The organism is Staphylococcus sp. NWU MK-U1, from assembly GCF_033283505.1.
Classification (GTDB): Bacteria; Bacillota; Bacilli; order Staphylococcales; family Staphylococcaceae; genus Staphylococcus; species Staphylococcus haemolyticus.
Genome location: NZ_JAVSMG010000002.1, coordinates 221,689 through 238,830, shown reverse-complemented (window position 1 = coordinate 238,830; position 17,142 = coordinate 221,689). Strand labels below are relative to the sequence as shown.

Genomic DNA, 17,142 nt, shown 5'->3' with positions numbered 1-17,142 from the left:
TTTACTCTTTAATTAAAAAAATAAATTCTTCTAATATAAAAGCTTTTGAGGTCGTGAAATTAATGCAGTAAATTAATATAAATTTGTAAAAAAAAGACCATTTCTATTAAACTTTAATAGAAATGGTCTTTAAGAATTATATAAGCGCTTTATGAGTGTGTCTCAATAATGAAATTTTAGCCTTTCCAAAGCGTAGCCAAATCTTGTAGTGAGAAAATACCAGTTACAATTGTTACAATCACTGCTACTATACCGAAAATAAGCATCCATGTAGGGTGTTTGTAATCTCCGACTATAGATTTTTTACGACTTGCAATTAAAATAGCTCCAAGTGTAATAGGTAAAATCCAACCATTTATTGCACCAGCAATAATAAGTAAACTAATAGGTTTACCAATAAATAAGAAAATTAAAGTTGAAACAACAATAAAGATAATTACAATAAGATTATTTTTAGTCAATAATGATTTATGTAATGTTTTCAAGAATGTAGCACTTGTATATGCTGATCCTATAACAGATGACATAGCAGCAGCAAAAATAACTACACCGAAAATATTTTTACCAATAGGTCCTATTGCATGTTCAAATACAGATGCAGGTGGGTTATCAGCGCTTAATGTTACTCCAGTAACCACAACTCCTAATACTGCAAGGAATAATAACGTTCTCATAATACCAGTTGTTAATATACCAGCAATAGCAGAACGGTTTACAAATGGTAAGAATTCTTTCCCTTTCATTCCAGAATCTAAAAGTCTGTGTGCACCAGCAAATGTAATATATCCACCCACTGTTCCTCCGACTAGTGTAATAATTGGTAAAATTAATTTAACCGGATGTTCAGGAGCAAATGTGTGAACTAAAGCATCTCCATATGGTGGATTTGAAACAACCATAACATATGCAACTACTAGTATCATAACAACACCTAAAATCATCGATACAACATCCATGATTTTTTGTCCACTTTTACTTACAAAGATTAATATTGAGAAGATAGCTGTAATTGCAGCACCCCATTTAATATCTAATCCAAACATAGCATTTAACCCTAGGCCAGCACCGGCAATATTACCAATATTAAATGCCAGTCCTCCAAATGCAATTAGTATGGAAATTAAAGTACCAAGACCTGGCATAACTTTATTAGATACTTCTTGTCCACGAAGTCCAGTTACTACAAGCACACGCCAAATATTAATTTGTGCTCCAATATCAATTATAATGGAAATTAATATTGCGAATGCGAAACTAGCGTAAAATTCTGCAGTGAATACAGCGGTTTGAGTTAGAAAAGCTGGTCCAATGGCTGAAGTTGCCATTAAGAATACAGAACCGTATAGTAATCGTCTGTGATTTTTTGTGAATTTAAATTCCTTTTCATTTGGATTAATTTCTTGATTTGGATTTTGGTTTAAGTTTTCTCCCATAATAGCTCCCCCTTATAAGGATTGAATATCAATGCCTTCTTTCGTTAATTTTTCTCTAATTTGTGATACAAATTCTAGTGCATGAGCCCCATCTCCATGCACACAAATCGTATCAGCTTTTAAATCAATTTCTTTTCCGTTTTTACTAACAACTTTATTTTCAATTACCATTTTTAAAACTTGATCTAAGGCTTCTTGAGTATTAGTGATTACAGCATCTGCCTCTTTACGACTAACGAGTTGACCATTGTCTTCATATCGTCTGTCAGCAAACACTTCAGATGCAGTACGTAATCCTAATGATTCAGCTTCAGTTATTAATAATGTATTTGATAACCCTACTAAGATTAGTGAAGAATCAAAATCATATACAGCTTGAGCAATTGCATGTGCAATGTTTTTATCTTTAGCACCCATATTGTAAAGTGCACCGTGAGGTTTAACATGATTAATTCGTGTTTGATGTACCTTACAAAATCCATCTAACGCACCAAGTTGATAAACAACTAAATTATAGATTTCTTTTGGTGTAATATCCATATTGCGACGACCAAATCCTTTTAAATCTGGTAATCCAGGATGAGCTCCAATACCTACTCCATTATCTTTGGCAAGTTTAATTGTGTCATACATGACATTTTCATCGCCAGCATGGAAGCCACAAGCAATATTAGCTGATGTAATTAATGGAATGATTTGATTATCTCCACCGAATGAGTAATTTCCAAACGCTTCACCTAAGTCACAATTTAAGTCTATGCGCATTATAACTCCACTCCTTCGATTATTTGATGTTTTTCAAGGAATTTAATATCTACTTCACTTGCGTCATCATCTGCATAAAGTGGGTAACTTAAAACTGCATATAAAAAGTCTGCAGTTGTTGTAAATCCTTCTATAACCATTTCATCAAGTGCTACTTTTAATTTGCTTATAGCTGTTTTACGATCAGTATCTTTTACTATAATTTTAGCAACTAGCGAATCATAATACGGTGATACTTGATACCCAGGATACAACAGAGAATCGACACGTATGTTGAAACCTTGAGGTAAATGTAACTTTTTAACTTTACCAGGGGTAGGTTGAAATTTCTTTTCTGGATTTTCAGCATTGATACGCGCTTCAATTACATGTCCATTAAACACAATATCATCTTGAGAAAATGGTAATTTATCATGTTGCATTAAGTATAATTGGGCTTGTAATAAATCTCTATCAGCGCGCATCTCTGTAACAGTATGTTCTACTTGAATACGTGCGTTCATTTCAATAAAGTAGTGAGCATCCTTAGTTACTAAAAATTCAATTGTACCTGCACTTCGATAATTTGATGCTTTTGCGACTGCAACTGCATCTGCGCATATCTGTTGGCGTCTCTCTTCAGTTAAAGCGGCACAAGGAGATTCTTCTATTAATTTTTGGTTTTTACGTTGAACCGAACAATCTCTTTCGCCTAAATGTACATAATTACCTTTACCATCACCAATAATTTGTACTTCCACGTGTTTCGCCACAGGTATAAATGCTTCAACATAAACTCTGTCATCGTTAAAGTATTTTTGTCCTTCGCTTTTCGCTTCTTTAAGGGATTTTTCAAGTTGTTCTGGCTCTTTTACTATACGGATGCCTTTTCCGCCACCACCACTTGCTGCTTTTAAAACAACAGGATAGCCAATTTCTTCAGCTAGTTCCTTTATTTCATCAACTGAATTAACTGCACCTTTAGATCCTGGAATTACAGGAACACCTGCATCATCTACAGTTTGTCGAGCAGTTATTTTATCACCCATGAGTTCCATTGTATTCTTACTTGGCCCAATGAATTGAATATTATTTTCTTCTACTTTTTCAGCAAAGGTTGTACTTTCAGATAAAAAACCATATCCTGGATGGATTGCATTAGCACCTGTAATTTCTGCTGCTCCAATAATTCGCTCAATATTTAAATAACTATCTAAAGGATTTGCTTCACCAATACAAACTGATTGATCAGCTAAACTAACATGTAAACTTTGCTCATCTCCTTTAGCATATATCGCAACGGTCTCGATTCCCATTTCACGGCAGGCTCTAATAATACGGACCGCAATTTCTCCTCTATTTGCTACTAAACAACGATACATTTAGCTGTCCCCCTTATTTAACTTTTACTAGTACTTGATCATATTCAACGTTTGTACCATGATCTGCTACTATTTCAACAACTTCTCCATCTACATCGCTAGTTATTTCATTCATAACTTTCATCGCTTCTACATAACCAATAATGTCACCAACTTTAATTTTATCTCCAACTTTAATTTGTGGATCAGTTAACTCTTTACTATATTGTAAGAAGAAAGTACCCACCATTGGAGAAGAGATTTCTTTAGAAGTTTCTTCACTTGTATTCGTTTGAACTTGTTGTGGATTTTCATCATTTACAGTGTTTGTACTTACTAAGTTTTGGTTTGAAGACACATTAGATGATTGATAACCCTCAGTGAAATCTAATTCTAATTCGCTTTTATTATCCTTAAATTTAAAGCGTTTAACACCATTTGATTTAACTAAGTTAATAACTTCTTCTATTTTTTTTATATTCATCTATTATTTCTCCTCTTCAATTAATTTTGCTAATTTTTTTGATGTTGCTCGCATTGAATGCATATTAAATATTGGAGCCTTTGTCACTGATTCTAATTTCTCTTCAAATTGTTGATTAAAGTTTTTTAACATAGCATTCGCTTCATCCACAGATATCCATTTAAACTGTATCACATCACCTGGCTTAAATTGAGCTAGTTTTTTAAGGTCTAATTGACTAACTGTAGCAATTTTTGTATAACCACCAACTGTTTGTTTATCATTCAAAAGTATTATCGGATTGCCATCATTTGGAACTTGGATACTACCCAACCCTACAGGTTCTGATATGATATCAGCTCCATTATCTGGTGGAATGTTGTCACCGATAAGTCTATACCCCATTCGGTCTGATTGGTCAGATATTTTATATTCCGATTCAACTAAGGTCTTTCTTTTTTCACGTGAGAAAGCATTTACTTGAGGACCTTCTATAATATGAATAATATTGTCTTGTTCTATTGCATCATAGTCGCTTGATTTTCCAAGATTAACCTTAAAGTTGCTATTTTGCACAACCTTAATATGATCGTCTTTTTTCAAAGCTCTACCGTCAAAACCACCTATTTTACTTCTTGTATGTGTAGAGTAACTACCAGCAACCATCTCAATATCAAGGGGATGACCAAAGAAAATATAACCACGTGCACCCTTTATTGCTGGACCAAATTCAAGTACATCGCCTTTATTTGCTAATAAGACATTATTATTGGAAATATTAATATTATTTAATTTAGCATTAAATTGACCACCTGTTATTACAAAGGTGTTAGCTTGAGTAAAAGTCAATGTTGGTCCAATGATAGTAAATTCTAGGCTAGGACCGCTATTTCCGATTAGTTTACGTCCTAAGTTATAACTAAATTGATCCATTGCACCAGACCCGGAGAAACCTAAATGTTGATATCCAAAACGTCCTTTATCTTGAACGGTAGTGAAAAGACCTGGTTTCAAAATTTTAATGCCCACTACGTGTCACCCACTTTTCTTTATTAAAACTTCCGTCATTGATTTCACTTTCAATTTGATTATACGTATTCTCATCTATCGAGTAGAATTTAATATAATCACCAGCTTCATACAATGTCATTGGTTCAGAATATTGATCAAAGACTTTTAAAGGTGTTCTTCCAATAATTTGCCATCCTCCAGGTGAATCAGAAGGATATAGACCTGTTTGATTGTTAGCTATTCCAACTGAACCAGCATTAATTTTAACTCTTGGTTCAGATCTTCTAGGTGTTTGAATACGTTCATCTAACCCACCTAAGAATGGGAAACCAGGCATAAAACCTAGCATATATACAAGGTATTCATTAGTTGTATGGATTTGAACAACTTCTTCTATAGATAAGTTGTTATAACTAGCTACCTCTTCTAAATCAGGTCCCATTTCTAAGTTATATAGTACAGGAATATGTATAACATTCTTTTCAGAGTTTGTATTCTCTTTTGAAACTTTGAGCTTATCTAATTCTAATTTTTCAATCAATTGTTTGTAATCGATTGAATTATTATTAAAATTAATCATAATAGCTCGATATGATGGGATAACATCTTTAATATCTGGAATATTTTTGGACAGAATATGTTGTGTAGTTAAATCAACCTCTTGATAATTAACTTCACTTATTTCTTCTTTGAAATAAAGCAATAGCGATTGCTCATTTATAACTTTAACTTTCAATCCATTGCCTCCCCTTTAATTTTATTAATAGTATATTTGCGCCTTAAAAAATGATTCAATATTTTAAATAATCATATTTTACTGATATGTATAAAAAAATTATAACATTATAATATCTTAGTTGTTTAATAAGTATTTCAAATTATGAATAATAAAAAAAGCGAGACGAAATGTAATCGCTTACTTTATAGTGTAATTCGCAAATGATTCAATTGTATTTACATTGTTATTTAAGCATATAAAACTAATTTTGTCATGAAAAAGTTCAGATTTTCAAATTAATTTGATAAAATATATATGAATTTTTGTAACATAAAATATAATTTTATCTTAAAATTATCATATTCTAGCTGTTAACTTTTTTAATATCACTTAATTAAAATTAATACAATAACATTATTGGGTTATTAAAAAAGCTATGAAGAAATCGTTGATACTTGATTTCTTCATAGCCAATATAAATATGCATTTTATTAATGTAAATAGTAAGATATTTAAAGAGTTTGTAAAACTTTATTCAGAAAAAATCTATCTATTTAATATTTACAATTTTAACATTAATTTCTCCACCATTTGGTAGAGGCACACGAACTTCATCTTTTAAACTTTTACCGATTAAAGCTTTAGCCATTGGTGATTCATTTGAAATTTTACCGTTGAATGCATCTGACTCTGCAGAGCCCACGATTTGATAGCTTTCTTCTTCATCTCCAGGTAACTCAATGAAAGTAACAGTTTTACCAATTTGTACAACGTTGTTATCACCAGTATCCTCAATGATTAGAGCATATCTAAGCATATGTTCAATACGTTGAATATCTTGTTCGATAAAACCTTGCTCATCTTTAGCAGCATCATATTCTGAGTTCTCAGATAGGTCACCAAATGAACGTGCTACTTTGATTTTTTCAACAACTTCTGGACGTTTAACTGTTTTTAATTCTTCTAATTCTTTTTCTAATTGTTCATAACCCTCTTGAGTCATTGGATATTGTTTTTGATTTTCCATTATGTCATCTTCCTTTTTCAATTAATATGGTTTAGTTATTAAATATATAGTTTTTTGATACATATTGTAACTTACTTATTGTTTACTAACCAATGTTTGAATTTTAGTAGTCATTATATCAATTGCAACCTTGTTACTTCCACCTTCTGGAATGATAATATCTGCATATTTCTTAGTAGGCTCAATAAATTGATTATGCATTGGTTTGACAACATTTAAATATTGGTTAATTACTGATTCCATTGATCGACCACGTTCTTTAGTATCACGAACTAGCCGTCTAAGAATTCTTAAATCTGCATCAGTATCAACGTATATTTTAACATCCATCATATCACGTAGTGTTTTATTTTCTAAAGCAAATATACCTTCTACGATAATAACATCTTTAGGTTCAAATGCAATGGTTTCTTCACTACGCGTATGATTAGAATAATCATATGTAGGAACTTCGACTGCTTGACCATTTCGTAAATCTTTTAAATTTTCTATTAGCAAATCATTGTCAAATGCAAAGGGATGGTCATAATTTGTTTCTAATCGCTCTGCAAATGTTAAATGTGATTGATCTTTATAATAATAGTCTTGAGCAAGTAATGCGACACTATGGCCTTCTAAATTCTTCATGATTTCGTTTGTAACTGTTGTTTTACCAGATCCTGAACCACCGGCAATACCAATAATTGTTGTGTTTGCCATTATCTAATTTCCTTTCTCATCATGTTCTTAGGATAAATTGGATGATCTACTTTGATTTGTACAATTTGAAGTGGGTGACGAGCAGCATCTAGACTATTGCCCTCCTCATCATATATGGCATCAATAACTTGTCTAAAACTTTGTATTTCAGGTCCAAAGAATTCAATTTCTTGACCTGGTTTAAAGTGATTTCTTTGTTGTATTGTAGCAATTTGAGTAGTTTCATCATAATCTATTACTAATCCACAAAAATCGTAAGGTGATTTTTTATTTTGTTGAACACCAAACATTTGCTCTTCATATCCTGGTGTACCTTCAAAAAATGCTGGTGCAGTATCTCTATTAGCACATTTATCTAATTCTATTAACCATTCAGGATTAATTTTAAAATTCTCAGGATCTTCAGCATAAGCATCAATAACTTTTCTATAAACTGATACAACTGTAGCAATATAATGAATAGATTTGATGCGCCCTTCTATTTTTAAAGAGTCGATACCGATTTCCATCATTTGAGGTATTGATTCAATTAATTTTAAATCCTTAGGACTCATAGCAAATGGTACGACGTCTCCATCTTGATAATAAAGATCAAGTTCACCATCATTATCTACTTCTAATAAATCGTAATCCCAACGACAACTTTGACAACAACCACCTCTGTTAGAATCTCTAGCTGTCATATGATTACTAAGTGTACAGCGACCTGAATATGCAATACACATGGCACCATGTATAAATGCTTCAATTTCAATGTCTACATTTTCTTTCATTTCTTTCATTTCCATCGCACCAGTTTCACGTGCTAATACCACTCGATCTAAACCTTCTTCTTTCCAGTATTGAACCGCTTTAGTATTAGACAATGACTGTTGTGTCGATAAGTGTATTTCTAATTTAGGAGCAACTTGCTTACAAGTTTCAATAATTAAAGGATCTGCAACAATGATTCCGGTAGCACCCGTTTTTTCTAATTCAATTAAATAGTTTTCCAGACCTTTAATATTCTCATCATGAGCGATAATATTAGTAGTTACGTAAATTTTTGCATTATATTGATTTGCGAATTCAACGCCTTCTTTAATTTCAGCCATAGTAAAATTATCAGCATTAGAACGCAAACCATATTCTTGACCACCTAAAAATACTGCATCTGCACCATAATGTACTGCAATCTTTAATTTTTCTAAATTACCAGCAGGCGCTAATAATTCGGGCTTTTTAATTTTACTTTTCTCTTGTGTTTGAATTTCAGTCAATGTTTTCATTTTTTAGCGCCTCCTTTTTAATATACTGTTTGTTTATATAAAAATCCTTCATCAAATGGACGATGTTCTGGTTGAATTGCTTCAATTGGATCTACTAACATGAATTTTTCATCTTCATATGCTTCAGGATCTTCATTATATAAATCTATAGCTTCTCTGTATTGAGCTGTAACAGTGTTTATATATTCTTCACTTTGCAGAATTCCATCTATTTTAAATGAATCAATTCCAGCTTCAAATAGTGGCTCGAGTTCTTCAATTAAGCAGATATCATTTGGAGACATTATATGTGTACCATTAAAATCTTCAAATACAGGATATTTATTATCACGTTCTTCGTCATATAAGAGCAATTCTTTATCATCATTTTCACGTTTAATCTTCATTTGTCTATCTTGGAAAGTATAATAGTTCCCAAGCAACATGCGTTTAGATTGGAACATACAAGTCATCCCATGTACTTGAACTTCAATTTCAACATTTGCATTCTCTTTTATATTTATTATTTCATCTAAGTTTAATTCTCGCGCTAGAAGTGCTCGTTTGGCACCTCTTTTTCCCCAATAGTTACATTGGAAATAGTTAGTTACTATAGTTTCAGCATCCCAATTTAGTGGTATCGGATTATGTTGGTTTTTGACATACATGACGACAGCAGGGTCACCAAATATAATTCGGTCTACTCTAACTTCATGTAAGAAATTAATATAGTCTTCCAATGCATTTAAATGATAATTGTGGAAAATCCCATTTACAGCAACATATACTTTTCTATCATGCTCATGCGCTAATTTGACTGCTTGTTTAATATCCTCACGATTAAACTCTCCTGGTAATCTTAACCCAAATTTTTGTTCACCAATGACAAATGCATCTGCACCAATATCTATTAGTGTTTCTAAATGACTTAATGATTTAGGAGTAACGAGTAATTCCGTCATAATTATTCTCCTTTAATTGATATAGCTAACCCATCATCCATATTTATAAAGTTAGTACTGTAATTTTCTAGACTAATTAGCCAATCATTAAATTTTTGAACTTTTTTAACCATTTGCTTAACATTTCTTGAACGTACGATATCTATATTCGACACAAAGCCGTGATATAGAACATTATCTGTAATGACTAGTCCACCATTTCTTAATAGTGGTGTGTAATATTCAAAGAATTTCTTTGATTGAGCTTTTGCTGCATCAATAAAAATAATATCATACTGTTTATCACTGACTTCATTATATTGCTCTAAAGCATTTCCCTCTATAAGTCTTATTTGTGATGAGTAGCCATAAGTTTCAAAATTTGATTTAGCTTGTGTAATCATTTTCTCATCACGCTCTATAGTCGTAATATGTATATCATTTGATACGGATGCAAATTGCATTGAACTATATCCTATTGCAGTGCCAATTTCTAGAATGTTTTTCGCACGATGTATCCGAATTAATTGTTTAATCATCTCTAGGGATAATCTATCGACAATTGGTACAGAATTTTGCTCCGCATATTCTCTTAACGTTTCAATTTTATTATCTGTTTTACGATGTATATCCAATAAATACTGCTGGTTAGCTTCCATTTATTTACTTCCTTTTTAAAGACAAAATGACATTAAAAAATAAACCAGTCGATATGGAGTTATCCGCTAAACTTAACCGTGCTAGGATAACTTATACTTATAAATGTATGACTGATTTAAATATTTATTAAAACTCATTGTCTACCTATAAGAATTTAACTTTAAATATTTTATCATATATTTGATTGTAATTTAAGATGTAATATGTAAAAAAACATGATTTGATCAATCAAAAAAGGAGCAGAATAGAACTCGAATTGAATTCATTATCCCACTCCTTATATAAAATTACTGTTCTGAATTATAAATTAAATCACATATTGACAGTTCAGTCAGCTAATTTAAGTTTGTTTTAGTATTAAGAATTATATCTAGAAAACTATTCTTCCATGTTTGTGTTAACTACTTCTTCAATCATGTCCCATTCTTCATCAGTTTCGATAGGTACTAATTTACCACCATCGCCTGATTCATCAGGTTCATTAATCATTGGAATCAATTCAATCATGTCATCATCGTCAGATTGAGCACCTTCCTCAGCTAAAATAACATATTCTTTTTTAAATTCTGGATGGTAAAATTCCAACATTTTACGATATAATACTTCATTACCATTTTCATCGAATAAAGTTAATAACTCTTCTTCATTACTAATATCTAATTCTACATCGTGGTTATGATTATGTTCAGTCATTGTTTATTACTCCTTTATTGGATTGAATCTAAATAGCCTTGTAATATAAATACTGCTGCCATTTTATCAATTACTTTTTTTCTTTTTTGTCTAGATACATCTGCTTCAAGTAATGAACGCTCTGCTGCCATAGTACTTAATCGTTCATCCCACATAATTATCTCTATATCAGGTAAGCTTTCTATGAGTAACTCCTTGTATCTTAACGAAGCTTCTCCACGAAAGCCAATAGAATTATTCATATTCTTAGGTAAACCAATTACTACAGAACCAACGTTATGTTCTTTAATAATGGCCACTAATTGATCTATACCAAAATCTTCTAGTTCCTCGTTAATTCTTAGAGTGTCCAATCCTTGGGCAGTCCAACCCATTAAATCGCTTATAGCTACGCCAACTGTTTTACTACCTACATCCAAACCCAAAATTTTGTGCGTTAACATATACTATTTCTTGTTCTCTTTTAAATAATTTGAAACGAGTTCTTCCATGATAACGTCACGATCAATGTGGCGAATTTGATTTCGAGCATCATTTTGACGAGGTATATATGCAGGATCACCTGAGAGTAAATATCCTACAATTTGATTTACAGCATTGTAACCACGCTCTTCTAAAGTTCGGTGTACGTTGTTTAACACTGTTTCAACATTATCTTTCGGAATTTCTTCATAGTCAAACTTCATTGTTTTATCAATATTATCCATAGATGCGACACTCCTCTAAAACGAATTATCTTACATACACCAATTTTACACTAGTTGATTACAAAGTTATAGTTTTTTAATGTAATCTTTAATAAAGCGTAATGCTTCTGAGATATTCTCTGGTTGCGTACCGCCACCTTGAGCCATATCTGGACGACCGCCACCTTTACCACCAACTAATGGCGCCATATTCTTAATGATATCTCCAGCTTTAATTTTATCTGTTTGTTCTTTTGGTACAGTTGCTATTAGTGATACCTTTTCACCTAAATCACTTGCTAAGATTATAATAGCATCTTGTTGTTTAGATTTGAAATCATCCATAGTTTGTCTTATTTCTTTAGCATTAGAAACTTCAACTTCTGTAGCTAGTACTTTAAAGCCATTAATTTCTTCTATTTGATCCTCAATATTGCCCATTTTAAGTGAAGTGATTTCCTTATTTCGTTGTTCTAATTGTTTATGAAGGTTCTTTTCTTCTTCTTGTAGCTGGACAATTTTATCAAATACTTGATTATCAGATTTAACTTTAACTTGATCTTTAATAGAATTAAATTTATTTTGAATATCTTCTAGATGTAAGAATGCTGACTTACCAGTAAATGCTTCAATACGTCTAACGCCTGCACCTGTACCTGATTCACTTATAATCTTAAAAAGCCCAATCTCTGCAGTATTATCAACATGTATACCACCACATAGCTCAATAGAGAACGGTGCCATATTAACAACGCGCACAATATCTCCGTATTTTTCTCCAAATAACGCCATAGCACCCATTTGTTTTGCTTCATTAATAGGCATCTCTTGTATATTAACTGAAATACCTCTCCAAATTTCCTCATTTACACGTCTTTCAACTTGATCAATTTCGTCTTGAGTCATCGGACCGAAATGTGAGAAGTCGAAACGCAAACGCTCACTTTCAACTAACGAACCTGCTTGATTTACATGTTCACCTAATACTTCTTTTAATGCAGCGTGAAGTAAATGAGTGGCACTATGATTTTTTTGGATGTCTTTTCTTTCATCCCTATTAACACTTGCATCTACATCACTATTAACTGTAACTTGACCAAATTGGATGACGCCTTGATGTAAGTTTTGACCATTAGGTGCTTTAGTTACTTCAGTTACTTCAATCTCAAAGTTCTCATTACCTATTGTTCCTTTATCAGCTACTTGCCCACCACTAACTGCATAAAATGGAGTTTCTTTTAAAATGAAATATACAGTTTCTCCTGGTTCAGCAGATTCAACTTTCTCTCCGTTATAAATTAAATCAGTTAACGTAGTCTGATAATCTGTAGTTTCATATCCGACAAATTTGCTTTCAGTGGTAATATTTTTAAGAACTTCACTCTGGATTTGCATTGATTGTGAACTTTGTCGAGCTTCTCTAGCTCGAGTACGTTGTTGATCCATTTCTTTTTCAAACGTTGCCATATCCACAGAGATGTTTTCTTGACTAGCTAATTCTTCTGTCAATTCAATTGGGAATCCATAAGTGTCGTATAATTTGAACGCATCTGAACCGTTAATTTCATTATTAGATGATTTAGCTTTAGCTAATAAATTATTCAAAATTGCTAAACCTTCTTGAAGTGTCTCATGGAAACGTTCTTCTTCTGATTTAATAACACGCTTAATAAAATCAGCTTTCTCTTTAACGTTTGGATAATATGGCTCCATTATCTCAGCAACGATGTCAACTAACTTATACATAAATGGTTCATTAATGTCGAGAGTTTGACTAAATCTGACTGCTCTACGTAGAAGTCGACGTAAAACGTAACCTCTTCCCTCATTCGCAGGTAAAGCGCCATCAGCAATTGCAAATGCAATTGTACGAATATGGTCTGCTATTACTTTAAAGGCAATATCATGTTCGTTGTTTACTAAATATTTTTTGTCAGCTACATTTTCTACTTCATTAATGATTGGCATAAATAAGTCTGTTTCATAATTTGTTCTTACGTTTTGAGAAACAGAGGCCATTCGTTCAAGCCCCATACCTGTATCAATATTTTTATTTGGTAATGGTGTATAAGTGTTGTCTTTATTATGGTTAAATTCACTAAATACTAAGTTCCAAACTTCTAAATATCTTTCATTTTCCCCACCTGGATACATTTCTTCTGATGGATCATCATGGCCATATTCATCACCACGATCATAGAAAATTTCAGTGTTAGGACCAGATGGACCCTCACCGATATCCCAGAAATTACCTTCTATTCTAATAATTCGACTTTCTTCTAATCCAATTTCATCATTCCAAATACAATAAGCTTCAATATCTTCAGGATGAATAGTTACATATAATTTTTCAGGTTCCATGCCCATCCATTTTTCACTAGTTAAAAATTCCCACGCAAAGTGGATTGCTTCTTTTTTGAAATAATCACCAATTGAAAAGTTACCAAGCATTTCGAAAAATGTATGATGTCGTGCAGTAAATCCGACATTTTCAATATCATTTGTTCTAATTGCTTTTTGAGAATTGACTATTCTAGGCTTTCTTGGTGTTTCTCTACCATCGAAATATTTCTTTAAAGTTGCTACACCTGAATTTATCCATAATAATGAATCGTCATCAATTGGCACTAAAGGGGCTGAAGGTTCAACCATATGACCTTTTTCGACGAAGAAATCAATATATTTTTGACGAATTTCACTAGCCTTTAAATTTTTCATTTCCGACACTCCTATATCAACATATTTTATCTAAAAACACAAAAAACGTTCATCCTTAAAAAAGGGACGAACGTTTTCGCGGTACCACCCTAGTTATAAACAATCTATCTTTAAGCTGCAAAAATTATCGCTTGATAGAAAACATTTATCACTCAATTAAAATATAAAAATGACATGAAGTAGCGTTCAACAATATACATTGCACTTTTCACCAACCAGTACATCTCTATATAAGTTATAATTGCCTACTCATCTTCACGCGAACTTAAGCTTATTTTAAGTATTTTCAAACTAAATGTCAACGCTCAGCAAAATCATAAGGAGAAACATCACCCATATTAATCATTGGATTGATTTGATATATCGTAGATTCACTTAAAATGATTTGATCATCTTTAGTATCAACGTCGTAAATTGTATCCATCGATTCTTCATCTTTATTCACAGAAGTATTTGAAATTGTTACATCACTTTCTTTATGATCTATATCAAAATATGACAAGATTAGCTCTTGCAATTGTGTATGTCGTAATTGTCCTTGCGTATTTAATCCAATCTCAAATGCGGTTGAATCTCCAAGTAATACTAATGATTGTTTAGCACGTGTAAGTCCTGTATAAAGTATTGGTCGCTGTAACATTCTAAAATACTGCTTAACGATAGGCATAAGTACAATTGGAAATTCAGACCCTTGTGATTTATGAATAGATGTACAATAAGCATGCGTTAATTCTAATAAATCTTGACGAGTGAAAGTAATCTCGTTACCTTCGAAATCAACAACCATAACATCTTTATTTAAAGCATTTTCTTTAGCCCAAAATATACCAACGATTATTCCTATGTCACCATTGAAGATATTATCATTAGGACGATTAACTAACTGAAGAACCTTGTCACCTTTACGAAACTTTATATCACCAAATTCAATTTCTCGTGTATCTTGTGCCTTGGGGTTTAAAATATCTTGTAATACTTGATTTAATCTTTTAATACCTGCGTTACCTTTATACATAGGCGCCAAGACTTGAATATCACTCATATCATAACCCTTATTAACTGCACTTGAAACTACTTTTTCAACTACTGTAGGAATTTGATCGACATTACAACTTATAAAACTCCTATCATGATAACGCTTTGTAATATCTATTGGCTCACCGTGTTTCATACGATGCGCTAAATCGATGATACTTGAACCATCTTGTTGACGATAAACTTCAGTTAGATTAACTCGTGGTATTGCCTTCGAATCAATAAGATCTTTAAAGATTTGACCTGGTCCAACTGAAGGTAATTGATCTTCATCTCCGACTAAAATAATTTGTGCATCAAGGGGAACTGCACTTAAAAATTGGTGAAACAACCATGTATCTACCATAGACATTTCGTCAATAATTATGAGCTTTGCTTTAATTTCATTATCTAGAATGTCTTCTGGTTGTGTTTCTTGATTCCATCCAATTAGACGATGAATTGTCATTGCTTCTAACCCTGTAGATTCTTGCAATCTTTTAGATGCTCTACCTGTCGGTGCTGCCAGGACAATAGGATAGTCATCTTCTTGATAGTCTGAGTAATTAAGAGAAAGACCATGTACCTCTGCATAAAGTTCAACGATTCCTTTGATTACTGTTGTTTTACCTGTACCAGGGCCACCGGTTAAAAGCATAATTTTAGAATTAATTGCAGTTTGTAAGGCCTCTTTTTGAGATGGTGCATAATGCACATTATTACTAGTCTCTATATCCCCTATATGTATCTGCAAATCAGATTGTTCTATTTCTTTTAGCTTATGTTTGTATGTTTTAATTCGATATAAATTTTGAACACTTTTGAGTTCGGAATAATAGAGACTAGGGATGGCGACTCGCTCATTATTTACAATAATTTTTTGTTCCTCATTTAATAATTCGAGAGTATTTTCAAGCTGTTTTGAATCGATGCTATCACTGGAATGAGCATCCATTAGCATGTCTAATGTCACTTCAATGGCATAATCTAGTGATAAATAGGTGTGACCTTGTTTTATACATTCTTCTTCTAACGTATATAATAATCCTGCTTTCAATCGTTCTGGATCATTAAAACTAATGCCATTATTTCTAGCTAATGTATCAGCTTTATTAAAACCAATTCCTTTAATATCATAAACAAGTTGATAAGGGTTATTTTCGAGCACGTTTAAAGTCTCGGATTGGTAAAATTGATAAATCGCCATTGATAATTTAGGTCCGAAGCCTAAATCATGTAATCGAATCATAATTTTTTCGGACTCTTGATTGGCGTTAATTTGATCAGCAATCTGCTTTTGTTTCTTTTTCGGTAAATTTGAAACCTTCTCTAAAACTGATGCGTCTGCCATAATATCATTTATCGCATTTTCACCAAGTGTATTTACAATATTTTGAGCAGTTTTTTTACCTATACCTTTGAATAAGTCACTTAATAAATATGTAATTATAGCATCCTTAGTTTGAGGGACCTCTTTTTCAAAAGTGTCAGCTTTCAATTGCTTGCCATAACGTGGGTGCTCTACCACTTGTCCTTTAAAAGTGTATACATCTCCTTCCATAATATTTGGAAAGAACCCTACAACTGTTGGTAAATTACCAAATGATTCATTAGTTTCAATTGTATCCACTTTAATGACTGTATAGAAATTATCAGTATTTTGAAATAAAATAGCATCTACAGTACCTTTAATCATTGAATAATCAAATAGTGTAGGGTCAGACATA

15 protein-coding genes and 2 pseudogenes are annotated in these 17,142 nt (G+C 32.2%); all 17 read right to left on the bottom strand.

All coding sequences use genetic code 11. From position 1 onward, the window contains the following. Positions 1–176: 176 nt before the first annotated feature. A complete protein-coding gene (locus SBL16_RS04210; RefSeq protein WP_037536669.1) occupies positions 177–1,433 on the bottom strand; it encodes an NRAMP family divalent metal transporter in 1,257 nt (418 codons plus the stop codon). A gap of 12 nt (positions 1,434–1,445) precedes the next feature. After that, positions 1,446–2,198: a 5-oxoprolinase subunit PxpA gene (pxpA, locus tag SBL16_RS04205; protein ID WP_107612564.1), complete on the bottom strand. Its 753-nt coding sequence runs from the start codon at positions 2,196–2,198 to the stop codon at positions 1,446–1,448. Continuing rightward, positions 2,198–3,559, bottom strand: a complete 1,362-nt coding sequence (locus SBL16_RS04200) for an acetyl/propionyl/methylcrotonyl-CoA carboxylase subunit alpha (RefSeq protein ID WP_107612566.1) — start codon at positions 3,557–3,559, stop codon at positions 2,198–2,200. The genes pxpA and SBL16_RS04200 overlap by 1 nt, the downstream gene beginning before the upstream one ends. 13 nt (positions 3,560–3,572) lie before the next feature. Continuing rightward, positions 3,573–3,803, bottom strand: a pseudogene (locus SBL16_RS12190) (acetyl-CoA carboxylase biotin carboxyl carrier protein); the annotation flags it as partial. A gap of 107 nt (positions 3,804–3,910) precedes the next feature. After that, a pseudogene (locus tag SBL16_RS12185) lies at positions 3,911–4,022 on the bottom strand (acetyl-CoA carboxylase biotin carboxyl carrier protein subunit); the annotation flags it as partial. A gap of 3 nt (positions 4,023–4,025) precedes the next feature. Beyond that, entirely contained in the window at positions 4,026–5,030 is a 1,005-nt protein-coding gene (locus SBL16_RS04190) for a biotin-dependent carboxyltransferase family protein (protein ID WP_037536677.1), read from the bottom strand. Further along, the gene (pxpB, locus tag SBL16_RS04185) at positions 5,020–5,748 is read right to left on the bottom strand and encodes a 5-oxoprolinase subunit PxpB (RefSeq protein WP_107612577.1); all 729 of its coding nucleotides are present in this window, start codon (positions 5,746–5,748) and stop codon (positions 5,020–5,022) included. The genes SBL16_RS04190 and pxpB overlap by 11 nt, the downstream gene beginning before the upstream one ends. A gap of 532 nt (positions 5,749–6,280) precedes the next feature. After that, complete coding sequence (gene greA, locus SBL16_RS04180; RefSeq protein ID WP_037536682.1) at positions 6,281–6,757, bottom strand: transcription elongation factor GreA; 477 nt, start codon at positions 6,755–6,757, stop codon at positions 6,281–6,283. Between the two features lie 75 nt (positions 6,758–6,832). Next, positions 6,833–7,456: a uridine kinase gene (gene udk, locus SBL16_RS04175; protein ID WP_107613863.1), complete on the bottom strand. Its 624-nt coding sequence runs from the start codon at positions 7,454–7,456 to the stop codon at positions 6,833–6,835. Next, a complete protein-coding gene (locus SBL16_RS04170) occupies positions 7,456–8,724 on the bottom strand; it encodes a U32 family peptidase (protein WP_317952863.1) in 1,269 nt (422 codons plus the stop codon). Before SBL16_RS04170 ends, udk begins: the two co-directional genes overlap by 1 nt. Before the next feature lie 17 nt (positions 8,725–8,741). Further along, positions 8,742–9,665: a peptidase U32 family protein gene (locus tag SBL16_RS04165; protein WP_053016692.1), complete on the bottom strand. Its 924-nt coding sequence runs from the start codon at positions 9,663–9,665 to the stop codon at positions 8,742–8,744. A 2-nt stretch (positions 9,666–9,667) separates the two neighbouring features. Then, positions 9,668–10,303, bottom strand: coding sequence for an O-methyltransferase (locus tag SBL16_RS04160; RefSeq protein ID WP_107612317.1), 636 nt, complete (start codon positions 10,301–10,303; stop codon positions 9,668–9,670). Positions 10,304–10,682: 379 nt separating this feature from the next. After that, complete coding sequence (locus SBL16_RS04155) at positions 10,683–10,997, bottom strand: DUF1292 domain-containing protein (protein WP_011275602.1); 315 nt, start codon at positions 10,995–10,997, stop codon at positions 10,683–10,685. Positions 10,998–11,011: 14 nt separating this feature from the next. Further along, positions 11,012–11,440, bottom strand: a complete 429-nt coding sequence (ruvX, locus tag SBL16_RS04150; protein WP_107612316.1) for a Holliday junction resolvase RuvX — start codon at positions 11,438–11,440, stop codon at positions 11,012–11,014. A 3-nt stretch (positions 11,441–11,443) separates the two neighbouring features. After that, positions 11,444–11,704, bottom strand: a complete 261-nt coding sequence (locus tag SBL16_RS04145) for an IreB family regulatory phosphoprotein (RefSeq protein WP_011275600.1) — start codon at positions 11,702–11,704, stop codon at positions 11,444–11,446. Between the two features lie 66 nt (positions 11,705–11,770). Then, on the bottom strand, positions 11,771–14,401 hold the full coding sequence (alaS, locus tag SBL16_RS04140; RefSeq protein ID WP_317952860.1) for an alanine--tRNA ligase: 2,631 nt from the start codon (positions 14,399–14,401) through the stop codon (positions 11,771–11,773). A gap of 298 nt (positions 14,402–14,699) precedes the next feature. Beyond that, positions 14,700–17,141, bottom strand: coding sequence for an ATP-dependent RecD-like DNA helicase (locus SBL16_RS04135; RefSeq protein WP_107614236.1), 2,442 nt, complete (start codon positions 17,139–17,141; stop codon positions 14,700–14,702). Position 17,142 lies beyond the last annotated feature (1 nt).

What these genes read in the sequence shown, in the direction of transcription:
- SBL16_RS04210 (WP_037536669.1), bottom strand. Translation starts at nt 1,433, where the DNA reads ATGGGAGAAAACTTAAACCAAAATCCAAATCAAGAAATTAATCCAAAT.
- pxpA (WP_107612564.1), bottom strand. Translation starts at nt 2,198, where the DNA reads ATGCGCATAGACTTAAATTGTGACTTAGGTGAAGCGTTTGGAAATTAC.
- SBL16_RS04200 (WP_107612566.1), bottom strand. Translation starts at nt 3,559, where the DNA reads ATGTATCGTTGTTTAGTAGCAAATAGAGGAGAAATTGCGGTCCGTATT.
- greA (WP_037536682.1), bottom strand. Translation starts at nt 6,757, where the DNA reads ATGGAAAATCAAAAACAATATCCAATGACTCAAGAGGGTTATGAACAA.
- udk (WP_107613863.1), bottom strand. Translation starts at nt 7,456, where the DNA reads ATGGCAAACACAACAATTATTGGTATTGCCGGTGGTTCAGGATCTGGT.
- SBL16_RS04170 (WP_317952863.1), bottom strand. Translation starts at nt 8,724, where the DNA reads ATGAAAACATTGACTGAAATTCAAACACAAGAGAAAAGTAAAATTAAA.
- SBL16_RS04165 (WP_053016692.1), bottom strand. Translation starts at nt 9,665, where the DNA reads ATGACGGAATTACTCGTTACTCCTAAATCATTAAGTCATTTAGAAACA.
- SBL16_RS04160 (WP_107612317.1), bottom strand. Translation starts at nt 10,303, where the DNA reads ATGGAAGCTAACCAGCAGTATTTATTGGATATACATCGTAAAACAGAT.
- SBL16_RS04155 (WP_011275602.1), bottom strand. Translation starts at nt 10,997, where the DNA reads ATGACTGAACATAATCATAACCACGATGTAGAATTAGATATTAGTAAT.
- ruvX (WP_107612316.1), bottom strand. Translation starts at nt 11,440, where the DNA reads ATGTTAACGCACAAAATTTTGGGTTTGGATGTAGGTAGTAAAACAGTT.
- SBL16_RS04145 (WP_011275600.1), bottom strand. Translation starts at nt 11,704, where the DNA reads ATGGATAATATTGATAAAACAATGAAGTTTGACTATGAAGAAATTCCG.
- alaS (WP_317952860.1), bottom strand. Translation starts at nt 14,401, where the DNA reads ATGAAAAATTTAAAGGCTAGTGAAATTCGTCAAAAATATATTGATTTC.
- SBL16_RS04135 (WP_107614236.1), bottom strand. Translation starts at nt 17,141, where the DNA reads ATGTCTGACCCTACACTATTTGATTATTCAATGATTAAAGGTACTGTA.